The sequence below is a fragment of the Nonomuraea sp. NBC_00507 genome (assembly GCF_036013525.1).
Lineage (GTDB): Bacteria > Actinomycetota > Actinomycetes > Streptosporangiales > Streptosporangiaceae > Nonomuraea.
The window spans coordinates 122,474-140,167 of sequence record NZ_CP107853.1; the positions used below are offsets into that span (position 1 = coordinate 122,474).

The 17,694-nt window shown below is 69.7% G+C and carries 18 protein-coding genes; 8 read left to right on the forward strand and 10 right to left on the reverse strand.

Annotated elements, in window-relative coordinates; all coding sequences use genetic code 11:
- Positions 1–9: 9 nt before the first annotated feature.
- The gene (locus OHA25_RS00505; RefSeq protein ID WP_327585702.1) at positions 10–1,257 is read left to right on the forward strand and encodes a S8 family peptidase; all 1,248 of its coding nucleotides are present in this window, start codon (positions 10–12) and stop codon (positions 1,255–1,257) included.
- Between the two features lie 59 nt (positions 1,258–1,316).
- Here OHA25_RS00505 and OHA25_RS00510 read toward each other — a convergent pair whose 3' ends face one another.
- Positions 1,317–3,047: a glycerol-3-phosphate dehydrogenase/oxidase gene (locus tag OHA25_RS00510; protein WP_327585703.1), complete on the reverse strand. Its 1,731-nt coding sequence runs from the start codon at positions 3,045–3,047 to the stop codon at positions 1,317–1,319.
- A 76-nt stretch (positions 3,048–3,123) separates the two neighbouring features.
- Entirely contained in the window at positions 3,124–3,894 is a 771-nt protein-coding gene (locus OHA25_RS00515) for a DeoR/GlpR family DNA-binding transcription regulator (protein WP_327585704.1), read from the reverse strand.
- A 126-nt stretch (positions 3,895–4,020) separates the two neighbouring features.
- Between OHA25_RS00515 and OHA25_RS00520 the strand changes: the two genes are divergently transcribed.
- From OHA25_RS00520 to OHA25_RS00535, 4 genes are read left to right on the forward strand one after another with little or no spacing between them, the layout of a single operon-like run.
- On the forward strand, positions 4,021–4,893 hold the full coding sequence (locus tag OHA25_RS00520) for an SIS domain-containing protein (protein WP_327585705.1): 873 nt from the start codon (positions 4,021–4,023) through the stop codon (positions 4,891–4,893).
- Positions 4,890–6,026, forward strand: coding sequence for an N-acetylglucosamine-6-phosphate deacetylase (nagA, locus tag OHA25_RS00525; protein ID WP_327585706.1), 1,137 nt, complete (start codon positions 4,890–4,892; stop codon positions 6,024–6,026). Before OHA25_RS00520 ends, nagA begins: the two co-directional genes overlap by 4 nt.
- A complete protein-coding gene (locus tag OHA25_RS00530; RefSeq protein WP_327585707.1) occupies positions 6,023–6,973 on the forward strand; it encodes a 1-phosphofructokinase family hexose kinase in 951 nt (316 codons plus the stop codon). The genes nagA and OHA25_RS00530 overlap by 4 nt, the downstream gene beginning before the upstream one ends.
- A 10-nt stretch (positions 6,974–6,983) precedes the next feature.
- Positions 6,984–7,808 (forward strand): class II fructose-bisphosphate aldolase, encoded by an 825-nt coding sequence (locus tag OHA25_RS00535; protein WP_327585708.1) that lies wholly within the window; start codon positions 6,984–6,986, stop codon positions 7,806–7,808.
- On the opposite strand, the gene OHA25_RS00540 is transcribed toward OHA25_RS00535, so the two are convergent.
- The 5 genes from OHA25_RS00540 to OHA25_RS00560 all read right to left on the reverse strand — a co-directional run bounded on the left by OHA25_RS00540 (position 7,798) and on the right by OHA25_RS00560 (position 11,221).
- Positions 7,798–8,232: a GNAT family N-acetyltransferase gene (locus tag OHA25_RS00540; protein ID WP_327585709.1), complete on the reverse strand. Its 435-nt coding sequence runs from the start codon at positions 8,230–8,232 to the stop codon at positions 7,798–7,800. The genes OHA25_RS00535 and OHA25_RS00540 overlap by 11 nt on opposite strands.
- Positions 8,229–9,005, reverse strand: coding sequence for a phosphotransferase family protein (locus tag OHA25_RS00545; RefSeq protein ID WP_327585710.1), 777 nt, complete (start codon positions 9,003–9,005; stop codon positions 8,229–8,231). Before OHA25_RS00545 ends, OHA25_RS00540 begins: the two co-directional genes overlap by 4 nt.
- Before the next feature lie 75 nt (positions 9,006–9,080).
- Positions 9,081–9,761 carry an SDR family NAD(P)-dependent oxidoreductase gene (locus OHA25_RS00550; protein WP_327585711.1) on the reverse strand — a complete coding sequence of 227 codons (681 nt, stop codon included), beginning with the start codon at positions 9,759–9,761 and terminating at the stop codon, positions 9,081–9,083.
- Positions 9,761–10,972 carry an RNA polymerase sigma factor gene (locus tag OHA25_RS00555; protein WP_327585712.1) on the reverse strand — a complete coding sequence of 404 codons (1,212 nt, stop codon included), beginning with the start codon at positions 10,970–10,972 and terminating at the stop codon, positions 9,761–9,763. Before OHA25_RS00555 ends, OHA25_RS00550 begins: the two co-directional genes overlap by 1 nt.
- Positions 10,973–10,981: 9 nt before the next feature.
- On the reverse strand, positions 10,982–11,221 hold the full coding sequence (locus OHA25_RS00560; protein WP_327585713.1) for a hypothetical protein: 240 nt from the start codon (positions 11,219–11,221) through the stop codon (positions 10,982–10,984).
- A gap of 225 nt (positions 11,222–11,446) precedes the next feature.
- On the opposite strand from OHA25_RS00560, the gene OHA25_RS00565 reads away from it, so the two are divergent.
- Positions 11,447–12,112 (forward strand): Uma2 family endonuclease, encoded by a 666-nt coding sequence (locus tag OHA25_RS00565; protein ID WP_327585714.1) that lies wholly within the window; start codon positions 11,447–11,449, stop codon positions 12,110–12,112.
- Positions 12,113–12,154: 42 nt separating this feature from the next.
- On the opposite strand, the gene OHA25_RS00570 is transcribed toward OHA25_RS00565, so the two are convergent.
- Both OHA25_RS00570 and guaB read right to left on the reverse strand, forming a co-directional pair.
- Entirely contained in the window at positions 12,155–13,276 is a 1,122-nt protein-coding gene (locus OHA25_RS00570; protein ID WP_305924452.1) for a GuaB3 family IMP dehydrogenase-related protein, read from the reverse strand.
- A gap of 4 nt (positions 13,277–13,280) precedes the next feature.
- Positions 13,281–14,762 carry an IMP dehydrogenase gene (gene guaB, locus OHA25_RS00575; RefSeq protein ID WP_327585715.1) on the reverse strand — a complete coding sequence of 494 codons (1,482 nt, stop codon included), beginning with the start codon at positions 14,760–14,762 and terminating at the stop codon, positions 13,281–13,283.
- A gap of 435 nt (positions 14,763–15,197) precedes the next feature.
- On the opposite strand from guaB, the gene OHA25_RS00580 reads away from it, so the two are divergent.
- Positions 15,198–16,208: a helix-turn-helix transcriptional regulator gene (locus tag OHA25_RS00580; RefSeq protein WP_327585716.1), complete on the forward strand. Its 1,011-nt coding sequence runs from the start codon at positions 15,198–15,200 to the stop codon at positions 16,206–16,208.
- A 39-nt stretch (positions 16,209–16,247) separates the two neighbouring features.
- On the forward strand, positions 16,248–16,625 hold the full coding sequence (locus OHA25_RS00585; protein WP_127939638.1) for a DUF5319 domain-containing protein: 378 nt from the start codon (positions 16,248–16,250) through the stop codon (positions 16,623–16,625).
- A 262-nt stretch (positions 16,626–16,887) separates the two neighbouring features.
- On the opposite strand, the gene OHA25_RS00590 is transcribed toward OHA25_RS00585, so the two are convergent.
- The gene (locus OHA25_RS00590) at positions 16,888–17,523 is read right to left on the reverse strand and encodes a sigma-70 family RNA polymerase sigma factor (RefSeq protein WP_327585717.1); all 636 of its coding nucleotides are present in this window, start codon (positions 17,521–17,523) and stop codon (positions 16,888–16,890) included.
- Positions 17,524–17,694: the final 171 nt, after the last annotated feature.

Consider the following 17,694-nt stretch of genomic DNA (forward strand, 5'->3'; position numbering starts at 1 on the left):
AGGGCTTTCATGCGACCACTCACCCCCCTGCTCGCATTGCTCATCGGCGCTCTGGCGTTACCCCTGACGCCCATCCCCGTCTCTGCCACCGCACCGGACGGCACGTACATCGTCCAGCTCAACCCGGCGATGCGGGCGCCCCGCGGCGCCGCCCAGGACCAGGTGTCCCAGCACGGCGGCCAGCTCATCGGCGTCTACGAGCACGCCTTCAAGGGCTACACCGCCCGCCTGAGCGCGGCCGCCGCCGAGCAGCTCAAGCGCAACCCGAACGTGCTCAGCGTCGAGCCCGACGCCGAGGTCACCGCCTTCCCGCAGACCACGCCCACCGGCGTACGGCGGATCTTCGGCCCCGACAACCCGAACCTCGACATCGACGGCACCGACGACGTCCGCATCGACGTGGACGTGGCCGTCGTGGACACGGGTGTCGACTACACCCACCCCGACCTGAACGTGGTCGCACGGGCCAACTGCCAGGCCGGCGTCTGCCTCAACAACTCCGGCACCGACGACAACGGCCACGGCTCGCACGTCGCGGGCACCGTCGGCGCGATCGACAACGCGATCGGCCCGGTCGGCGTCGCGCCCGGCGCCCGCATCCACGGCGTGAAGGTGCTCAACGCCGCGGGCTCGGGCACCCTGTCCGGCATCGCCGCAGGCATCAACTGGGTGGTGGCCCGCGCCTCCACCATCGAGGTCATCAACCTGAGCCTGGGCTGCAACGGCTGTTCCAGCAGCGCGATCAACACCGCGATCACGAACGCGGTCAACGCCGGCATCGTGGTCGTCGTGGCCGCCGGCAACAGCCACGCGAACACCTCGACCTTCTTCCCCGCCAACCACCCCGACGTGGTCACCGTCTCGGCCCTGACCGACAACGACGGCCTGCCCGGCGGCGCCGGCGGCAGCACGCTGTCGTGCCGCAGCGAGACCGACCAGGACGACACCTCGGCGTTCTACTCCAACTACGGCGCCACCGTCGAGATCACCGCACCCGGCACCTGCATCTACTCGACGTGGCGGAACGGCGGCTACAACACGATCAGCGGCACCTCGATGGCCTCCCCGCACGTGGCGGGCGCGGCCGGCATCCTCACCTCGGGTGCCCGCAAGCCGACGACCAGGGCGGGCTCGCTGGCCGTCCGCAGCACGCTGATCGCCACGGGCAACTCCAACTGGACCGATGACTCGGGCGACGGCATCAAGGAGCCGCTGCTCGACGTGCACGACTCCACGCGCTACCCGCCCCCGGCGTAGCAGTCAGCGGGCGGCCTCCGGGCCGCCCGCACCAAGCGGCCTGGACGGTTCGGTCATGCTCACTCCGGTGCGACCACGGGGACGATCTCGGGCGCGCCGAGCCTGGTCGCGTCGGCCTCCTGGTCGGAGTCCTGCTCCTGGGAGCGACGCTCGGCCTCCACGCGCTTGGTGTAGTACTCCACCTCCCTCTTGACCTGTTCCCCGTCCCAGCCGAGCGGCCCGGCCAGCAGCTCGGCCGCCTCCTGCGCCACGCCCTGGCCGCGGTGGAAGGTCTCGATGGAGATGTGCGTACGGCGGGTCAGCACGTCGTTGAGATGCCTGGCGCCCTCGTGGGTGGCGGCGTAGACGATCTCGGCACGCAGGTAGTCGTCGGCCCCGGTCAGCGGCCTGGCCAGCGACGGGTCACCCTCGATCAGCTCCAGCACCTCATCGATCAGCGATCCGTAGCGCTGGAGCAGGTGCTCGATCCTGGCCACGTGCAGGGACGAGCTCTGGGCGAGCCGATATCTGGAGTTCCACAGCGCCTGGTAACCCTCGGCGCCGGCGAGCGCGATGCGGTCGGTGCACGAGCGCGGCACCCGCTGGTCGAGCCCGTGCGCCACGGCGTCCACGGCGTCGCGCGCCATGACCCGGTAGGTCGTGTATTTCCCTCCCGCGATCATCACCAGCCCTGGCACCGGGTGCGCCACCACATGCTCTCGGGACAGCTTGGAGGTCTCGTCGGACTCGCCCGACAGCAGCGGCCGCAGCCCGGCGTAGACGCCCTCGACGTCGTCGCGGGTCAGCGGGACCGACAGCACGGCGTTCACATGGTCGAGCAGGTAGTCGATGTCCGCCCGAGAGGCCGCGGGGTGGACCTTGTCCAGCGTCCACTCGGTGTCGGTGGTGCCGATGATCCAGTGGCGTCCCCACGGGATCACGAACAACACCGACTTCTCGGTACGCAGGATGATCCCGGTCAGCGAGTGGATCCGATCGCGCGGCACGACCAGGTGGATGCCTTTGGACGCGCGGACGTGGATCTGGCCCCGCCCGCCCACCAGCTCCTGGATGTCGTCGGTCCAGACGCCGGTGGCGTTGACCACCTGCTGGGCGCGCGCCTCCAGCTCCTCGCCGCACTCCAGGTCCCGCACCCGCACGCCGGTGACCCGCTCCCCCTCCCGCAGGAACCCCACGACCTGCGACCGGGGCGCGACCAGAGCGCCGTACGTGGCCGCCGTGCGCAGCGTCGTCATCACGTAACGCGCGTCGTCCACCTGGGCGTCCCAGTACTGCACGGCGCCGGTGAAGGCGGCCCTCTTCAGCGCCGGTGCCAGCCGCAGCGCACGCGACCTGGACAGGTGCCGATGGCCGGGGACGCCGCGGCTGAGCCCGGAGGCGAATCCGAGCGTGTCGTAGAGCGCCACCCCGGCGCCCACGTAGGGGCGCTCCCAGCCGAAATGGGTCATCGGGAAGAGGAACGGTACCGGCCTGACCAGGTGAGGCGCGATCCGCTGCAGCAGGAGCGCGCGTTCCTGGAGCGCCTCGCGTACGAGCTCGAAGTTGAGCTGCTCCAGGTAGCGCAGGCCGCCGTGGATGAGCTTGGAGGAGCGTGATGAGGTGCCCGAAGCGAAGTCCCTGGCCTCGACCAGCGCGACGTCGAGGCCGCGGGTCGCGGCGTCGAGCGCGATCCCCGCGCCGACGATACCGCCGCCGACCACGACCACATCGAGCTCCCGCGCGGCCATGTCCTCCAGTGCCGCGGCGCGCTCCGCGGGCCCGAGCCGCGCCACGCTCCTTCCCGACGTCATAGCTCCCCCTATCGCCTGCGCTCCATACCTACCCAAGCCCGGCCCCATACGACCCCTGCCTCCGGTGAGGGCCCCGTCAGGCGCGTACGACCTTGACGCCGGCGTCGGAGAGCTGCCCGGCGAGGGCGTCAGACAGCTGCGAGTCGGTGACGAGCGTGTCGATCTGATTGATGGGGCAGATGCGAGAGAACGCCCGTTTACCGATCTTCGAGGAGTCGGCCACCACGACCACCTGGGCGGCCCGGCTGATCATCAGGTGGTTGACGCTGGCCTCGCCCTCGTGGTGCGCCGACGCGCCCAGCTCGACGTCGAGCCCGTCCACGCCGAGGAAGGCCACGTCCAGCGTCACCTGCTCCAGCACGCCGGACGCCAGCGGCCCGATGAGCTCGTACGACTGCTGTCTGGCCACGCCGCCCGTCACCACGATCTTGACGTGCCGGCGTACGGTGAGCTCCGCGGCGATGTTGAGCGCGTTCGTGACGATCGTGAAGCCGCTCTCCAGCGTGGACAGCGTGGCGAGGGTGCGCGCCAGCTCGGAGGTGGTCGTGCCGCCATTGAGCCCCACCACGGCCCCCGGCGTGACCAGCTCGGCCGCCGCGCTCGCGATGCGGTGCTTCTCGTCGGCGTGCCTGGCCGTCTTGTAGCGCAGCGGCAGGTCGTAGCTCACGCTCTGCGCGACCGCCCCGCCCCGCGTGCGCATGAGCATCTGCTGCTGGGCCAGCTGGTCGAAGTCCCGCCTGATCGTCGCGGTGGAGACGTCGAGCGCCTCGGCGGCCTCCTCGACCGACAGCCTGCCCTCCTGGGCCAGCAGCTCGAGGATGGCGTTCCAGCGGTCGTAGCGGGACACGAGGCCTCCTAGCGGATGTGGTCAGGAGCAAGCGTGGCACACCACGACACCCGGAGCCACCACTGCACATTGTTGCGCTTTTCTGTTATAAATAATGCAGAAACAATCAATCATGGGAGGCATGCGGTGACCACCCACACCGAGGCCGAGATCGCGTCCCAGCCGTCGTGCTGGCGGCGGGCCATCGAGGACGTTCCCGTCGACGTGCTCCCCCGCCGGGGCGAGCGGGTCGCCGTCGTGGGCTGCGGCACGTCGTGGTTCATCGCGATGGCGTACGCGACCCTGCGCGAGCGCGCCGGGCACGGCGAGACCGACGCCTTCGCCGCCTCCGAGTTCCCCGCCGGCCGCCGCTACGACCGCGTGCTGGCGTTGTCCCGCTCGGGCACCACGACGGAGGTCTTGGAGCTGCTGGCCCGGATCGACACGGCGACCACGGCCATCACCGCCGACCCCACGACCCCGATCATGACGGCCGCCGACGAGGTCGTGGTGCTCGACTACGCCGACGAGCGGTCGGTCGTGCAGACCAGGTTCGCCACCACGCAGCTCGCCCTGCTGCGTGCGGGCCTCGGCGAGGACCTCACGCAGGCGATCGCCGACGCCGAGGAGGCCGTGGCCGCGCCGCTGCCGGACACGCTGGTCGAGGCCGAGCAGTTCAGCTTCCTGGGCATCGGCTGGTCGGTCGGGCTGGCGCAGGAGGCGGCGTTGAAGATGCGCGAGGCGTCCCGATCATGGACGGAGGCCTACCCGGCCATGGAATACCGGCACGGCCCCATCAGCATCGCCGCGCCCGGGCGCGTGACATGGATGCTCGGCGCCGCCCCCGGCGGCCTGCGGGCACAGGTCGAGCAGACCGGCGGGACGTTCGTCGAGAGCGGGCTCGACCCGATGGCCGAGCTGATCCGCGCCCAGCGCGTGGCCGTCGCCAGGGCCTTCGCGCGTGGGCTGGACCCTGACGAGCCCATGCACCTCACGCGATCTGTGATCCTTTCCTCATGAGCCTTACTCTCGCCGACGCCAGGATCGTGACTCCCGAGGGAGTGCACGAGGGGTGGCTGACCATTGAAGACGGCCGCATCACGCACGTCGGCCACGGATCCGCGCCGGGGCCGGGCCTGAGCCTGGGCGGGCGGCACATCGTCCCCGGGTTCGTGGACATCCACAACCATGGCGGCGCGGGCGGCTCGTTCCCCACCGGCGAGCAGGACCGGGCCCGCGACGCGGTCGCGCTGCACCGGCGGCACGGCACCACGACGACCATGGCCAGCCTGGTCACCGACTCGCTCGACGGGCTGACCCAGGCCGCGGCGGCGCTGGCCGAGCTGTGCGACGAAGGGCTGCTGGCGGGCATCCACTTCGAGGGCCCCTACATCGCCAGGAGCCGCTGTGGGGCGCACGACCCGACGCTCCTGCGCGAGCCCTCGACGCAGGAGTTCGCGGGGCTGGTGAAGGCCGGGCGTGGGCACGTACGCATGATCACCATCGCGGCCGAGCTGCCCCGCGCGCTCGACATGATCCGCATGGCCGTGGCCGAAGGCGTGATCGCGGCCATCGGGCACAGCGACGCCGACTACGACCAGACGATCATCGGCATCGAGGCGGGCGCGAGCGTGGCCACGCACCTCTACAACGCCATGCCGCCGCTCGGACACCGCGCCCCGGGGCCCGTGGCGGCGCTGCTCGACGACGAGCGCGTGACGGTCGAGCTGATCAACGACGGGGTGCACGTGCACCCGGCCATGTTGCGGCTGGCGTACGAGGTGGCAGGGCCCGGCAGGACCGCGCTGGTCACGGACGCGATGGCGGCCACCGGGCTGGGCGACGGCGACTACGCTCTCGGCTCCATGCAGGTACGCGTGGACGGCGGTGTGGCCCGGCTCGTCAAGAGCGGCTCCATCGCGGGCTCCACGCTGACCATGGACGTCGCCTTCCGGCGCGCCGTACGGGAAGTGGGCATGTCGCTGCCCGACGCCGTCCAGGTCGCCTCGCTGACGCCGGCGCGGGTGCTGGGGCTGTCCGACAGGATCGGCTCGATCGCCGTCGGCAAGGCGGCCGACCTCGTGGTGCTCTCCGATGAGCTGGAGGTGGCCGGGGTGATGAAGGACGGCGTCTGGGTCACGGAGCCCCGATGATCCTCACCGTGACGCTCAATATGGCGCTCGACGTGACCTATGAGGTGCCTTCCGTCGACTGGGACGGGGTCAACCGGGTCGGCGCCGTGCACCGGCGCGCGGGCGGCAAGGGCGTCAACGTGGCCCGCGTGCTGGCCGCGCTCGGCCGGCAGGTGCTGGTCACCGGCCTGGTGGGCGGGCCCACCGGCCGGGCCATCGAGGAGGACCTGGCGTCGGCGGGACTGCGGAGCGAGCTGTGCCGCATCGCCGGCGACTCCCGCACGACGCTGGCCGTCTGCGAGACCGCCGGCCCGGCCGCCCCGCAAGAGCCCGCCGCCCCGCATGAGTCGGCCGCCCCGCACGAGAAGGTCGCGACCCGCCGCACGGCCCTGTTCAACGAGCCCGGGCCCGACGTCACACCCGACGAACTGGCCGGCTTCGTGCGGCGCTACACGTCCCTGGCGCGGGAGGCGGACGTGGTGGTCCTCTCGGGCAGCCTGCCGCGCGGTGTGCCCGCCGACATCTACGCCACGCTCGCCGGCATCCCCGACGCGCCCGTGATCGTGGACGCGGACGGCGACCCCCTGCGCCACGCGCCCAAGGGCCGCCCCGCCGTCGTCAAACCCAACGCCGAGGAGCTGGCCAGGGCCTTTCCCGGCGGACAGGGCGCGCAGGAGGTGCGTAGCCAGGGTGCGGAGGCCGTGGTCGTGTCCATGGGCGCCGACGGGCTGCTGGCCGTGACCGGGGAAGGGACATTCCGGGCGCGGATGCCGTACACCGTGGTGGGCAACCCGACCGGGGCCGGCGACGCCCTCGTCGCGGGACTGGCGATGGACGTGGGGCGGCCGTGGCCCGACCGGCTCAGGAGGGCCGCGGCGCTCGGCGCGGCGGCCGTGGCCGCGCCGGTGGCCGGCGCATTCGACCGTGACGTCTACGCCGCCATCCATCCACAGATCGTCATCACGTAAGGAGCCCACCATGCCCCTCGCCGCCATCGGCGACATCGTCCGCCAGTCGCCCGCGGGGGTGGGCGCCTTCAACGTGATCCAACTGGAGCACGCCGGCGCCATCGTGGCCGGCGCCGAGGCGCTCGGCCTGCCGGTCGTCCTGCAGATCAGCGAGAACTGCGTGCGTTACCACGGCGCGCTGGAGCCGATCGCGCTGGCCTCGCTCGCAGTGGCCCGGCGAGCCGACGTGCCGGTCGCCGTCCACCTCGACCACGCCACCGACCGCGCGCTCGTCGAGGAGGCGGTGAAGCTGGGGCTCGGCTCGGTCATGTACGACGCCTCCGCGCTGCCCGACGAGGACAACGTCCGCACGACCGCCGAGGTGGCGGCCTGGTGCCACGAGCGGGGCGTGTGGGTGGAGGCCGAGCTCGGTGAGGTCGGCGGCAAGGACGGCGTGCACGCGCCCGGCGCCCGGACCAAGCCGCACGAGGCGGTCGGCTATGTGGCCAGGACCGGCGTGGACGCGCTGGCCGTGGCCGTGGGCACCTCGCACGCGATGACCAGCAAGGACGCGGTGCTGGACCTGGAGCTCGTCGCCGAGCTGCGGGCAGCCGTGCCGGTGCCGCTGGTGCTGCACGGCTCGTCGGGCGTGCCGGACGACGTGCTGCGCGAGGCCGTCCGGCGCGGCATGAAGAAGATCAACATTGCGACGCACCTGAACAAGGCGTTCACCGGCGCCGTACGCGACTACCTGGCCCACGACGAGCGCGTCGTCGACCCCCGCAAATACGTCAAGGCCGGCCGCGACGCGGTGGCGCGCGAGGTCACGCACCTGCTCGGCGTGCTCACGAGCTGAGCTCCTTCCGCATCATCACGGCGGAGCGGCCCTTGACCCCTTCCCTTCCGGTCTCGACGTAGCCCAGCGACGTGTACAAGGCGATGTTGGAGGCCATCTTGACGTTCGTGTAGAGGCGCAGCGCGGGCAGCCCCAGCCGGCGCGCCTCCTCCTCGGCGTACGCCAGCAGCCCCCGCCCGATGCCCTTGCCGTGGCTCTCGGGCCGTACGGCGACATTGTCGACCAGCAGGACCCCGTCCTCGGGCACGAGCACGATCAGCCCTTGGAGGTCGTCGGTGACGTGCACCCGCCCGGCCTCGATGAGCGCGCCGTAGTCGGCCTCCATCGGGACCGGCCGCATGCCGACGACCTCGATCCACGGCTCGTAGGCGGCGTGGACCAGCTGCTCCACGCCGGCTCTGTCCTCGGGCCCGGCAAGTCTCATGCGGCCAATATTGCCAGCACCCGCTCCACCTGCCGCCGGAAGGTCCCCGGCGGATTGCGAGGGCTCTCGTGCGACAGCAGGAACAACCAGGTCATCCCGTGCAGTTTGCGGTAGTCGCGCATCAGCCGCTCCTCCGGCCGGCTCAGCTCGAACCGCCCCACGATGTCCACCTCGCCTTCCACCCACATGGACACGTGCTCGGCCATCTCCGCCAGCTCCCACACCCGGTCGCTGCGTCCGGAGTCCTCGAAATCGACCCTGCGGACGCGGGCGCCGTCCCACAGGAAGTTCGCCAGGTTGCCGTCGCCGCCCCCGAACACCGGTGTCACCCCGGACTCGCCGGGAGTCCAGCTCTCCAGCCACCGCAGGCCCTCTTTCACGGCCCGGTCCGCCAGCGGATCCCGCGACCGCCACTCCGCGCCCCGCCGCCGGACCCAGTCGCGGACCGCCGCACGCTGCCACGGGCGTATCGGGACGGTCTCGAGCACGGCAGGCGGCACCGCCGCATGCAGCACGTCGAGCGTCTCGGCCATGGCCGCGACCTGGGCATCCCCCACGGACAGCCCACGCAGCGACACCCCGTCGATCCTCGTCATCGACACCGCGCCGGCCTCGAACGCGATCGGCTCCGGTGCCAGCCCTGGAGCGTGCTCGGCCAGCAGGGTCAGCGCCCGCCATTCCCGCTCCGCCCCGCCCTGCTTGCCGTCCACATACCGTTTGGTGACGACATCCCCGTCGAAGACCAGCTCGTGCGTATGTTGAAGATCAGCCACACGTCAGGGTAGCAACCGCTCCACCCGCCACCGGCCTGACCGGCACCGGTCATGCCCTACTCCCGTGGACCCCCGTCACCAGGGGAGGGGCCGCCCGTCGCGGAAGAAACCGCCGGTCGGCCCGTTATCCGGCAGATCGACGCCCCACAGCACGCTCCTCGCCCCCTCGGCGACGGGCCGCCCGCCCGGACCGCCCATGTCCGTCGCCGACCAGCCCGGACAGACGGCGTTCACCAGGATCCGGTCCTGCCGCAGCTCGGCGGCAAGCATCTTCGTCAGCGCGTTGAGCGCGGCCTTCGACACCGCGTACGCCGGGGTGCCCGCCCCCATGGACGCCAGGGACCCGATCTCGCTGGACACGTTCACCACTCTTCCGCCTCGCAGGAGGGGCAGGAGCGCCTGCGTCACCCGCCACGCCCCCAGCAGGTTCGTCTCCAAAGCCTCCCGCACCACGCCCAGATCCGCGTCCACGGCCCGCTGCCAGGTGTCGTAGTGAATGGCCGCGTTGTTGACCAGGACGTCCACTCGCTCATGGGACTCCCGCACGCCCTCGGCGAACGTGTCCACGGACTCCTGGTCCGAGACGTCCAATCGCGTCGGCACCACCTCACCGCCCAGCCCCTGAGCCGCCGTCTCGGCCTTGGCCAGGTCCCTGGCGGCGAGCAGCACCGTGTCACCGGCCAGTGCGAGCTGCCGGGCCACCTCCAGCCCGATCCCCCGATTGGCCCCCGTGACCACGCATACCCGACCCGCCATCAATGCCCCTGCTCATTTGCCTCGCGCCTGCGTCGCAGGAAATCGCGCTCCACCTCGTTGCCCGCCCGGTCGATGGCCGCCCCGTACGCCTGCGCCGCCTCCTCATGCCGCCCCAGCCGCCGCAACAGGTCGGCACGCACGGCGTGGAACAGGTGATAGCCCGCCACGTCGAGCCCGTCGACCAGGGCCAACGCCTTCTCGGGCCCTTCCGTCTCGGCCACCGCCACGGCCCGGTGCAAGCCCACGACCGGGCTAGGGTCGTACGTCAGGAGCTGATCGTACAGCCGCAGGATCTGATCCCAGTCGGTGTCCGCCACGCTCGGCGCGTCGCTGTGCACCGCGTTGACCGCGGCCTGGATCTGGTACGGCCCCGGCCGGTCGATCCGCAGGCAGCTCCGCACGAGGACCTGTCCCTCCTCGATGAGCCCGCGGTCCCAAAGCCCTCGATCCTGCTCGGCCAGGGGCACCAGCTCGCCCGCCGGCCCCATGCGCGCGGCCCGCCGCGACTCGATGAGCAGCATGAGCGCGAGCAATCCCATGACCTCGGGCTCCTCTGGCATGAGCGCGGCCAGCAGCCGCCCGAGTCTGATGGCCTCCGCGCAGAGCTCCTCGCGCACGAGCCGACCGCCCGAGCTGGCCGTATACCCCTCGTTGAAGATCAGATAGATCACGGTCAGCACGGCGTGCAGCCGCTCAGGCAGATCGCGTTCCTCCGGCACCCGGTACGGGATCTTCGCAGCGCGGATCTTGTTCTTGGCCCGGACCAGCCGCTGTGCCATGGTCGGCTCGGGCACCAGGAACGCCTGTGCGATCTCCGCCGTGATCAGGCCGCCGAGCAACCGCAGCGTCAGGGCGACCTGGGCGTGGACGGCGAGCGCGGGATGGCAGCAGGTGAAGATCAGTCGCAGCCGGTCATCGCGTACCGGCCCCTCCTCCGGAGGCTCGTCGCGGACCTGCAGCAGCGCGGCCTGAGCATGTTTGTCCTGCCGCACCGACTCCCTGCGCAGCCGGTCGAGGGCCCGGTTGCGGGCGGTGGTGATGATCCACCCGGCCGGGCTCGGCGGCACCCCGTCCACCGGCCAGCGCCGCACCGCGACCGTGAACGCCTCCTGCACGGCCTCCTCGGCCACGTCGATGTCCCCGAAGGCACGCACCAGCACGGCCACGGCCCGGCCGTACTCCTCCCGGAACACCCGCTCGATCTCGGGCATGAACCCGCCTCAACGCCCCCGGCGCGCCATCGACTCCACCGTGTTCTTGGCCTCCAGCAGGGACGCCCCGGTCGCCTCGCGGTAGATCTTGATGGCCAGGATCGTCTTCCTCCTCTCCAAGGCGTGGTAGAACTCCGGCGGCAGGAACGGGCCGCCGGAGTTCGCGAGCTCGGGATCGATGCCGAGATGCCGCTGAAGATCCGCCACCTGCCGCTCAAGCCGGGCAATTCTGTCCTCTACGGATTCCATGGTCGAAACACTACGCGTCCGGATCAAGCAGCACGCGCATGAGTTGCCGCGCTAACTCCGCCCGGCCGCTCGGTGCAGCCCCGTGCCCGCCCCTGCGGAGGGGCGCGGAATCCTTGGCATGGCAAAAATGCGGATAAATGCAACGGTCTGCATGATCCTGAGTACAGTCAGTAAGCAGGGCCTCTACGATGACGGGAGCTGACCGTGAGGGAGGAGTCACAAGAAGTGACAGCAGTCGCCAGATTGCCAGAGGAGCTTCGCTTCATCCTGCCCAGCTCGCCCTATCAGATGTGGGTCGACGGCGAGCTTCAGGACTATCTCCACATCCCATACGACGGCACCCGAGTCGAAATCATCGATGGAGAGATCGTCGTGTCCCCCGCCGCCCGCCTGATGCACAACATCATCTGCACGCAGATCGCCAACTTCGTCGATCGCGCGCTTGTCAAAGACCCGTCCTACCGATGGCGCAGCGTCTCCGGCAACGGCCTGACCTTCGTCGCCGAGGAGAACGGCTACATTCCGGATCTCATCGTCATGGATTGTGAGGTCACGCAGGAGGCGTTGAAGCTCAACCAGATGCACTTGATGACCGACCAAGCCGAAATGGTCGTCGAAGTGACATCTCCCTCGACGGCAAACCGAGACCGCCCCCCGGCCGACAAGCAGTCAGGCAAGGGCAAGTGGTGTGGATATGCGCGGGCCGAGATCCCCTACTACCTGCTCGTCGATCTCGACCCGGCTGTCTCCGCCGTCACCCTTTACTCGATACCCGACCAGGCCTCCGCCGCCTACCTCCACAAGGAGAACTGGAGCCTCGGAGAGACGATCACCTTGCCCGACCCGATCGGGATCGAGATTCCCACGGACGACTGGAAGCCCTGGGAATGAGGCCCGGTCTCGGGAAGCCGACCTTCCCGAGACCGGTCAGGGTCAGCGCTGGGTCGGCGCCACCACGACCTCGACCCGCTGGAACTCCTTGATATCGGAGTAACCGGTGGACGCCATCGTCCGCTTCAAAGCACCCATCAGGTTCATCGACCCGTCCGCCACGCTCGACGGCCCGTGCAGGATCTGCGCCAGCGTCCCCACGGTCCCGAACTCGACCCGCCGCCCCCTGGGCAGATCCGGGTGGTGCGCCTCCGACCCCCAGTGGAACCCGTGCCCCGGCGCCTCGGCGGCCCGCGCCAGCGGCGAGCCCACCATCACGGCGTCCGCCCCGCACGCGATCGCCTTCGCGATGTCCCCCGAGGTCCCCATGCCACCGTCGGCGATCACGTGGACGTAGCGCCCGCCCGACTCGTCCATGTAGTCCCGCCGCGCCGCCGCGACGTCCGAGATCGCGGTGGCCATCGGCACCGCCACCCCCAGCACGTTACGCGTGGTGTGCGAGGCGCCGCCGCCGAAGCCCACCAGCACCCCGGCCGCGCCCGTGCGCATGAGGTGCAGGGCGGCCGTGTAGGTGGCGCAGCCGCCCACGATGACCGGCACGTCCAGCTCGTAGATGAACTGCTTGAGGTTGAGCGGCTCGGCCCGGCCCGACACGTGCTCGGCGGAGACCGTGGTGCCGCGGATGATGAAGATGTCCACGCCGGCGTCGATCACGGCCTTGTGGTATTGGACCGTGCGCTGCGGCGACAGGCGTACGGCAGTCGTCACGCCTGAGGCGCGGATCTCCTCGATGCGCCGCCCGATCAGGTCCTCCTTGATCGGAGCCGCGTAGATCTCCTGGAGGCGCTTGGTGGCCGCCGCCGCATCCAGGGCAGCGCACTCCTCCAGCAGCGGCGACGGGTCCTCGTAGCGCGTCCAGAGCCCTTCGAGGTCGAGCGGGGCCAGCCCGCCGAGCCGCCCGATCTCGATGGCGGTGGCCGGCGACACCACGCTGTCCATGGGTGCGACGACCACGGGCAGCTCGAACCGGTAGGCGTCGATCTGCCAGGCGATCGAGACCTCCTCCGGGTCACGAGTGCGCCGCGAGGGCACCAGGCCGATCTCGTCAAGCGCGTACGCCCGGCGCCCGGTCTTCCCCCGGCCGATCTCCACCTGCTGAGTCATGAACTTACCTTCTGTGATAGTTCGGAGCTTCCACGGTCATCTGGATGTCGTGGGGGTGGCTCTCCTTGAGGCCCGCCGCCGTGATCGGCATGAGCTGCCCGTCGGTGTGCATCTGCTCGATCGTGCGGCACCCGGCATACCACATGCCCTGGCGCAGCCCGCCGACCAGCTGGTGCGCGACGGCCGCCACCGGCCCGCGGTAGGGCACCTGCCCTTCGATGCCCTCGGGGATGTATTTGTCATCGCCGCCGACGTCGGCCTGCGCGTAGCGGTCCTTGCTGAAGGAGGTGCCACCGCGCTCGCGGTTGCGTACGGCGCCGAGCGACCCCATGCCCCGGTACGACTTGAACTGCTTGCCGTTGATGAAGATCAGCTCACCGGGCGACTCCTCGCACCCGGCCAGCAGCGAGCCGAGCATGACCGTGTTCGCGCCGGCCGCGATGGCCTTGACGATGTCGCCGGAGTATTGCAGGCCGCCGTCGCCGATGACCGGGATGCCCGCAGGCGCGCATGCCTGGGATGCCTCGTAGATGGCCGTCACCTGCGGCGCGCCCACGCCGGCCACCACTCGGGTGGTGCAGATGGAGCCGGGCCCGACCCCCACCTTGACCGCGTCGGCGCCGGCCTCGACCAGCATCTGCGCGCCCGCCCTGGTCGCGATGTTGCCGCCGATGACCTCGACCTTGCTGTTGGCCTTGAGCTTGCCGATCATGTCGGCCAGTCCCTTGGAGTGGCCGTGGGCCACGTCCACGACCACCACGTCCACCCCGGCCTCGATCAGGGCCTTGGCACGCAGCTCGGCGTCGCCGCCGACGCCCACGGCCGCGCCCACGAGCAGGCGCCCGTCGGCGTCCTTGGTGGACAGCGGATATTGCTCGCTCTTGGTGAAGTCCTTGACCGTGATCAGGCCGCGCAGCCTGCCGTCGGCGTCGACGAGGGGCAGCTTCTCGATCTTGTTGTGCCTGAGCAGCGCGAACGCCTCGTCCCTGGACACCCCCACCGGGGCGGTGACGAGCGGCATCTTGGTCATGACCTCGCGGACGGGCCGCGACTGGTCGGTCTCGAAGCGCATGTCGCGGTTTGTCACGATGCCGACCAGCGTGCCCGACATGTCGGTCACGGGCACTCCCGAGATCCGGTACGTCGCGCACAACCGCTCCACGTCGGCCAGCGTGTCGTCCGGGCTGCAGGTGACCGGGTTGGTCACCATCCCCGCCTCGGAGCGTTTGACCAGATCGACCTGCTGCGCCTGCTCCTCGATCGACAGGTTGCGGTGAAGAATGCCGATGCCGCCCTGCCTGGCCATGGCGACCGCCATGCGCGCCTCGGTGACGGTGTCCATGGCCGCCGAGACCAGCGGGATGGACAGCGAGATGCCGCGCGACAGGCGGGATCCGGTGTCGGCCTCTCCCGGCTGCAGGTCAGAATAGGCGGGCACCAGCAGCACGTCATCGAAGGTCAATCCCGTATCGGTGAACTTGGACATGCTGCGGCCCCCTCTGCCGTTGCCTTGATTGGACCAAGTCTAGGGCCTGCGTCCAAACCGAGTCTCCGCGCCTGGGAGGTCACGATGCCGGGAGGACGATGACCCCCACGGCCCGTCGTACTCCCGGCATCAAAAGTGCCAGGAGATGGGACGGTCGGTGATCCGTCCCATCTCCCGGCCACCGGCATCCGCTGTGGTGACGCGACGCGCCCACCGAACCCCCCTCCGCGTTCTGATGAGCGGCGCGACCACTGCTTCTTGACGATGCCGACGCTAAGTAAAGACTGCGTTACTCAACGGAACATCGCAAGGTAAAAACGTGCAATTGCACGAAGTTGCATCGCAGAGGCTGCGAGTCGACGCAAGGAGCGGACACCAGCGGAATGCGGCGTTATTCTCGCGGCACGCCGTGAACCCCCTACGGAGTCGCAAACAATGCGCAACGAGTCCCGCATTCGGTCAGATCCCTTCGAGACGCTGGGCCTCGATCCTGCCCAGCGTGCGCTCTACACGGCCATTCTGCGGCTGCACAGAGCAACGCGCACGGATCTCGCGCAGGCCATGGACGGGCCGGTGGAGAGCGTAGGCCGCCAGCTCGACGCCCTCGTCAAGCTGGGGGTGGTCGACGAACGATCGGGCGAATACCTGGCCAGGCACCCGGCCGCGGCGCTCGGCCGGCTGATCGCCGAGCGCCTGGACCGGTTGGCCGAGGAGAGCCGCATGATCGACTCGGCGCTCGGCTCGATCCGGGCCCTGATCCACGACTACGACGCCGGCCGGGATTACCAGAGCGGCCCGTTCACCGTGGAAATGGCGAGCGGCGCGGACGTGCTCTACGAAAGCGTGGTCGGCATAGCCGTGCAGTTGCCCGGGATGGAATTGCTGACCGCCATTCCGGATGAGCGCACAATGACCGACTTTGTCCGTAAATTTGCGGACCCGTGGATAGATGCGCAAAAACGAAAGCTTCTCACGGTTCGCGCTGTCATCCCGGTCGCCACCCTCACCCTGCCCGGCGTCCGCGACCAACTGATCGAACTCGCCGAGACCGGCGGCAGCGTACGCACGCTGCGCCGCGTTCCGAGCTGGTTCATGACCGCCGGGCCGGAGGTCGCGGGCCTGCCCGCGCTCTGGGGCGGCAACCTGCCCGACCACGCGTACAACTTCTATCTCGTCCGCACGCCGATCGTGGTCGGCGTGCTCCACACGCTCTTCGGCGAGCTGTGGGCCCGGGCCGTGCCCCTCCCCTGGGGGCGCAAGGGAGACGGGATGGTGCAGGTCCTGCGCCTGGCGGCGCAGGGCATGTGCGACGAGTCGATCGCCCGCCAGCTGGGCGTGTCGGTCAGGACGGTACGCGCCAGGTTCGCCGACGCCATGGCCGAGCTGGGCACACAGTCGCGCTTCCACGCAGGTGTGGAGGCCACCCGGCGCGGATGGCTGAGCTAATACTCTCCGCTCGGGCCGCATCGGTCATATGGTGGGAAGGTGCTGGAAGACGTCCCCCGCGACCCGTTCGCGGACGACCCGAACGACCCTTCCTCGGCGATGGGCGCGCTCGACGACGCGGAACCATTGACCGCGCAAGAGCGTGACGAGGCCATCACCGACCTCGCCGACGTCGAGGTCTTCCGCTCTCTGCTCGAACCGCAGGGGGTGCTGGGTCTCGTGCTCGACTGCCCGGAATGCGGCGAGCAGCACTTCTTCGACTGGGAGCTGCTGCGCGGCAACCTACGACAAATGATCGAGAAAGGCCAGCCCCAGGTCCACGAGCCGGCCTTTCACCCCGACCCGGCCGACTACGTCACCTGGGAGTACGCCAGAGGCTACGTCGATGGCGTCATCGACACGGAGGAACGCCGCTGACCGACACCACCGAGCACGGATGAGCCGGCTCGGTCACCGTCACCGATCGCGGAAGAGCCCAACCCGCCACCCCCGAACACGGAAGAACGCCGGAGATCACTCTCGTCACCGTCAAGCACATCTATGACGAGAGCGGCCAGCAACCGCACAGCCGGATCGCCGTGGCGGACCGAGCCTCGGTGGAGCATGCTCTGACGGACCCTCTGAGGATCCTCTCCACGGCCGAGCGCTTCGAGCAGCGCGTCGGTCTCCTCCTCTGACGTCAAGCCGACTCCAGCTCGACCATCTGCCGCAACCTGGCCAACGCCCGATGCTGGGCGACGCGGACCGCACCTGGTGACATACCGAGTACATTACCGGTCTCCTCCGCGGACAGCCCTGAGACCACTCGCAAGAGCAACAATTCCCGCTGGTTATCGGGCAGCCGGGCCAGCAGCCTGCGCGCGTGCTCGACCTCGATGTAGCGGACCACGGTCTCCTCGGGTCCGGGCCCGTCGTCCGGGCCGTCCGGCAGATCCTGGGTCGGCACGGCCGACCGCACTGAACTCCGCAGCGCATCGGCCACCTTGTGCGAGGCGATCCCGAAGACGAAGGACGCGAAAGGCCGCCCCATGTCCCGGTACCGCGGCAGCGCGGACAACACCGCGATGCACACCTCCTGGGCAACGTCATCGGCAATGTGATATTGCCCTGAAACCCTGCCCAGCCTGGCGCGGCAATACCGCACCACCATCGGACGCAACTCACCGAGCAGAGATTCGATCGCACTGCGATCCCCCTGCACGGCGAGACTGGTCAGTTCCCTAAGGTCGGAGTCATCCGTCCGTGCCGGAAGTCTCGACGCGAGCCTTACCCCAATTTTGGCGTCGGCGACGCTTCCCTCGCTCACGATAGGCATGATGCCCGCGTTGATCCTGCATGTCGTCATGGCGAACGGCTACGGATTGGTCACATTGAAGCGACGATAACGAGCAGTAATCAATCGGCCACACTAAGGCTTTATTGCTCGACATAATATTTCACTACACAACCCGAAATGCGCGACAATTGTCAGACCATAGACGCTTAT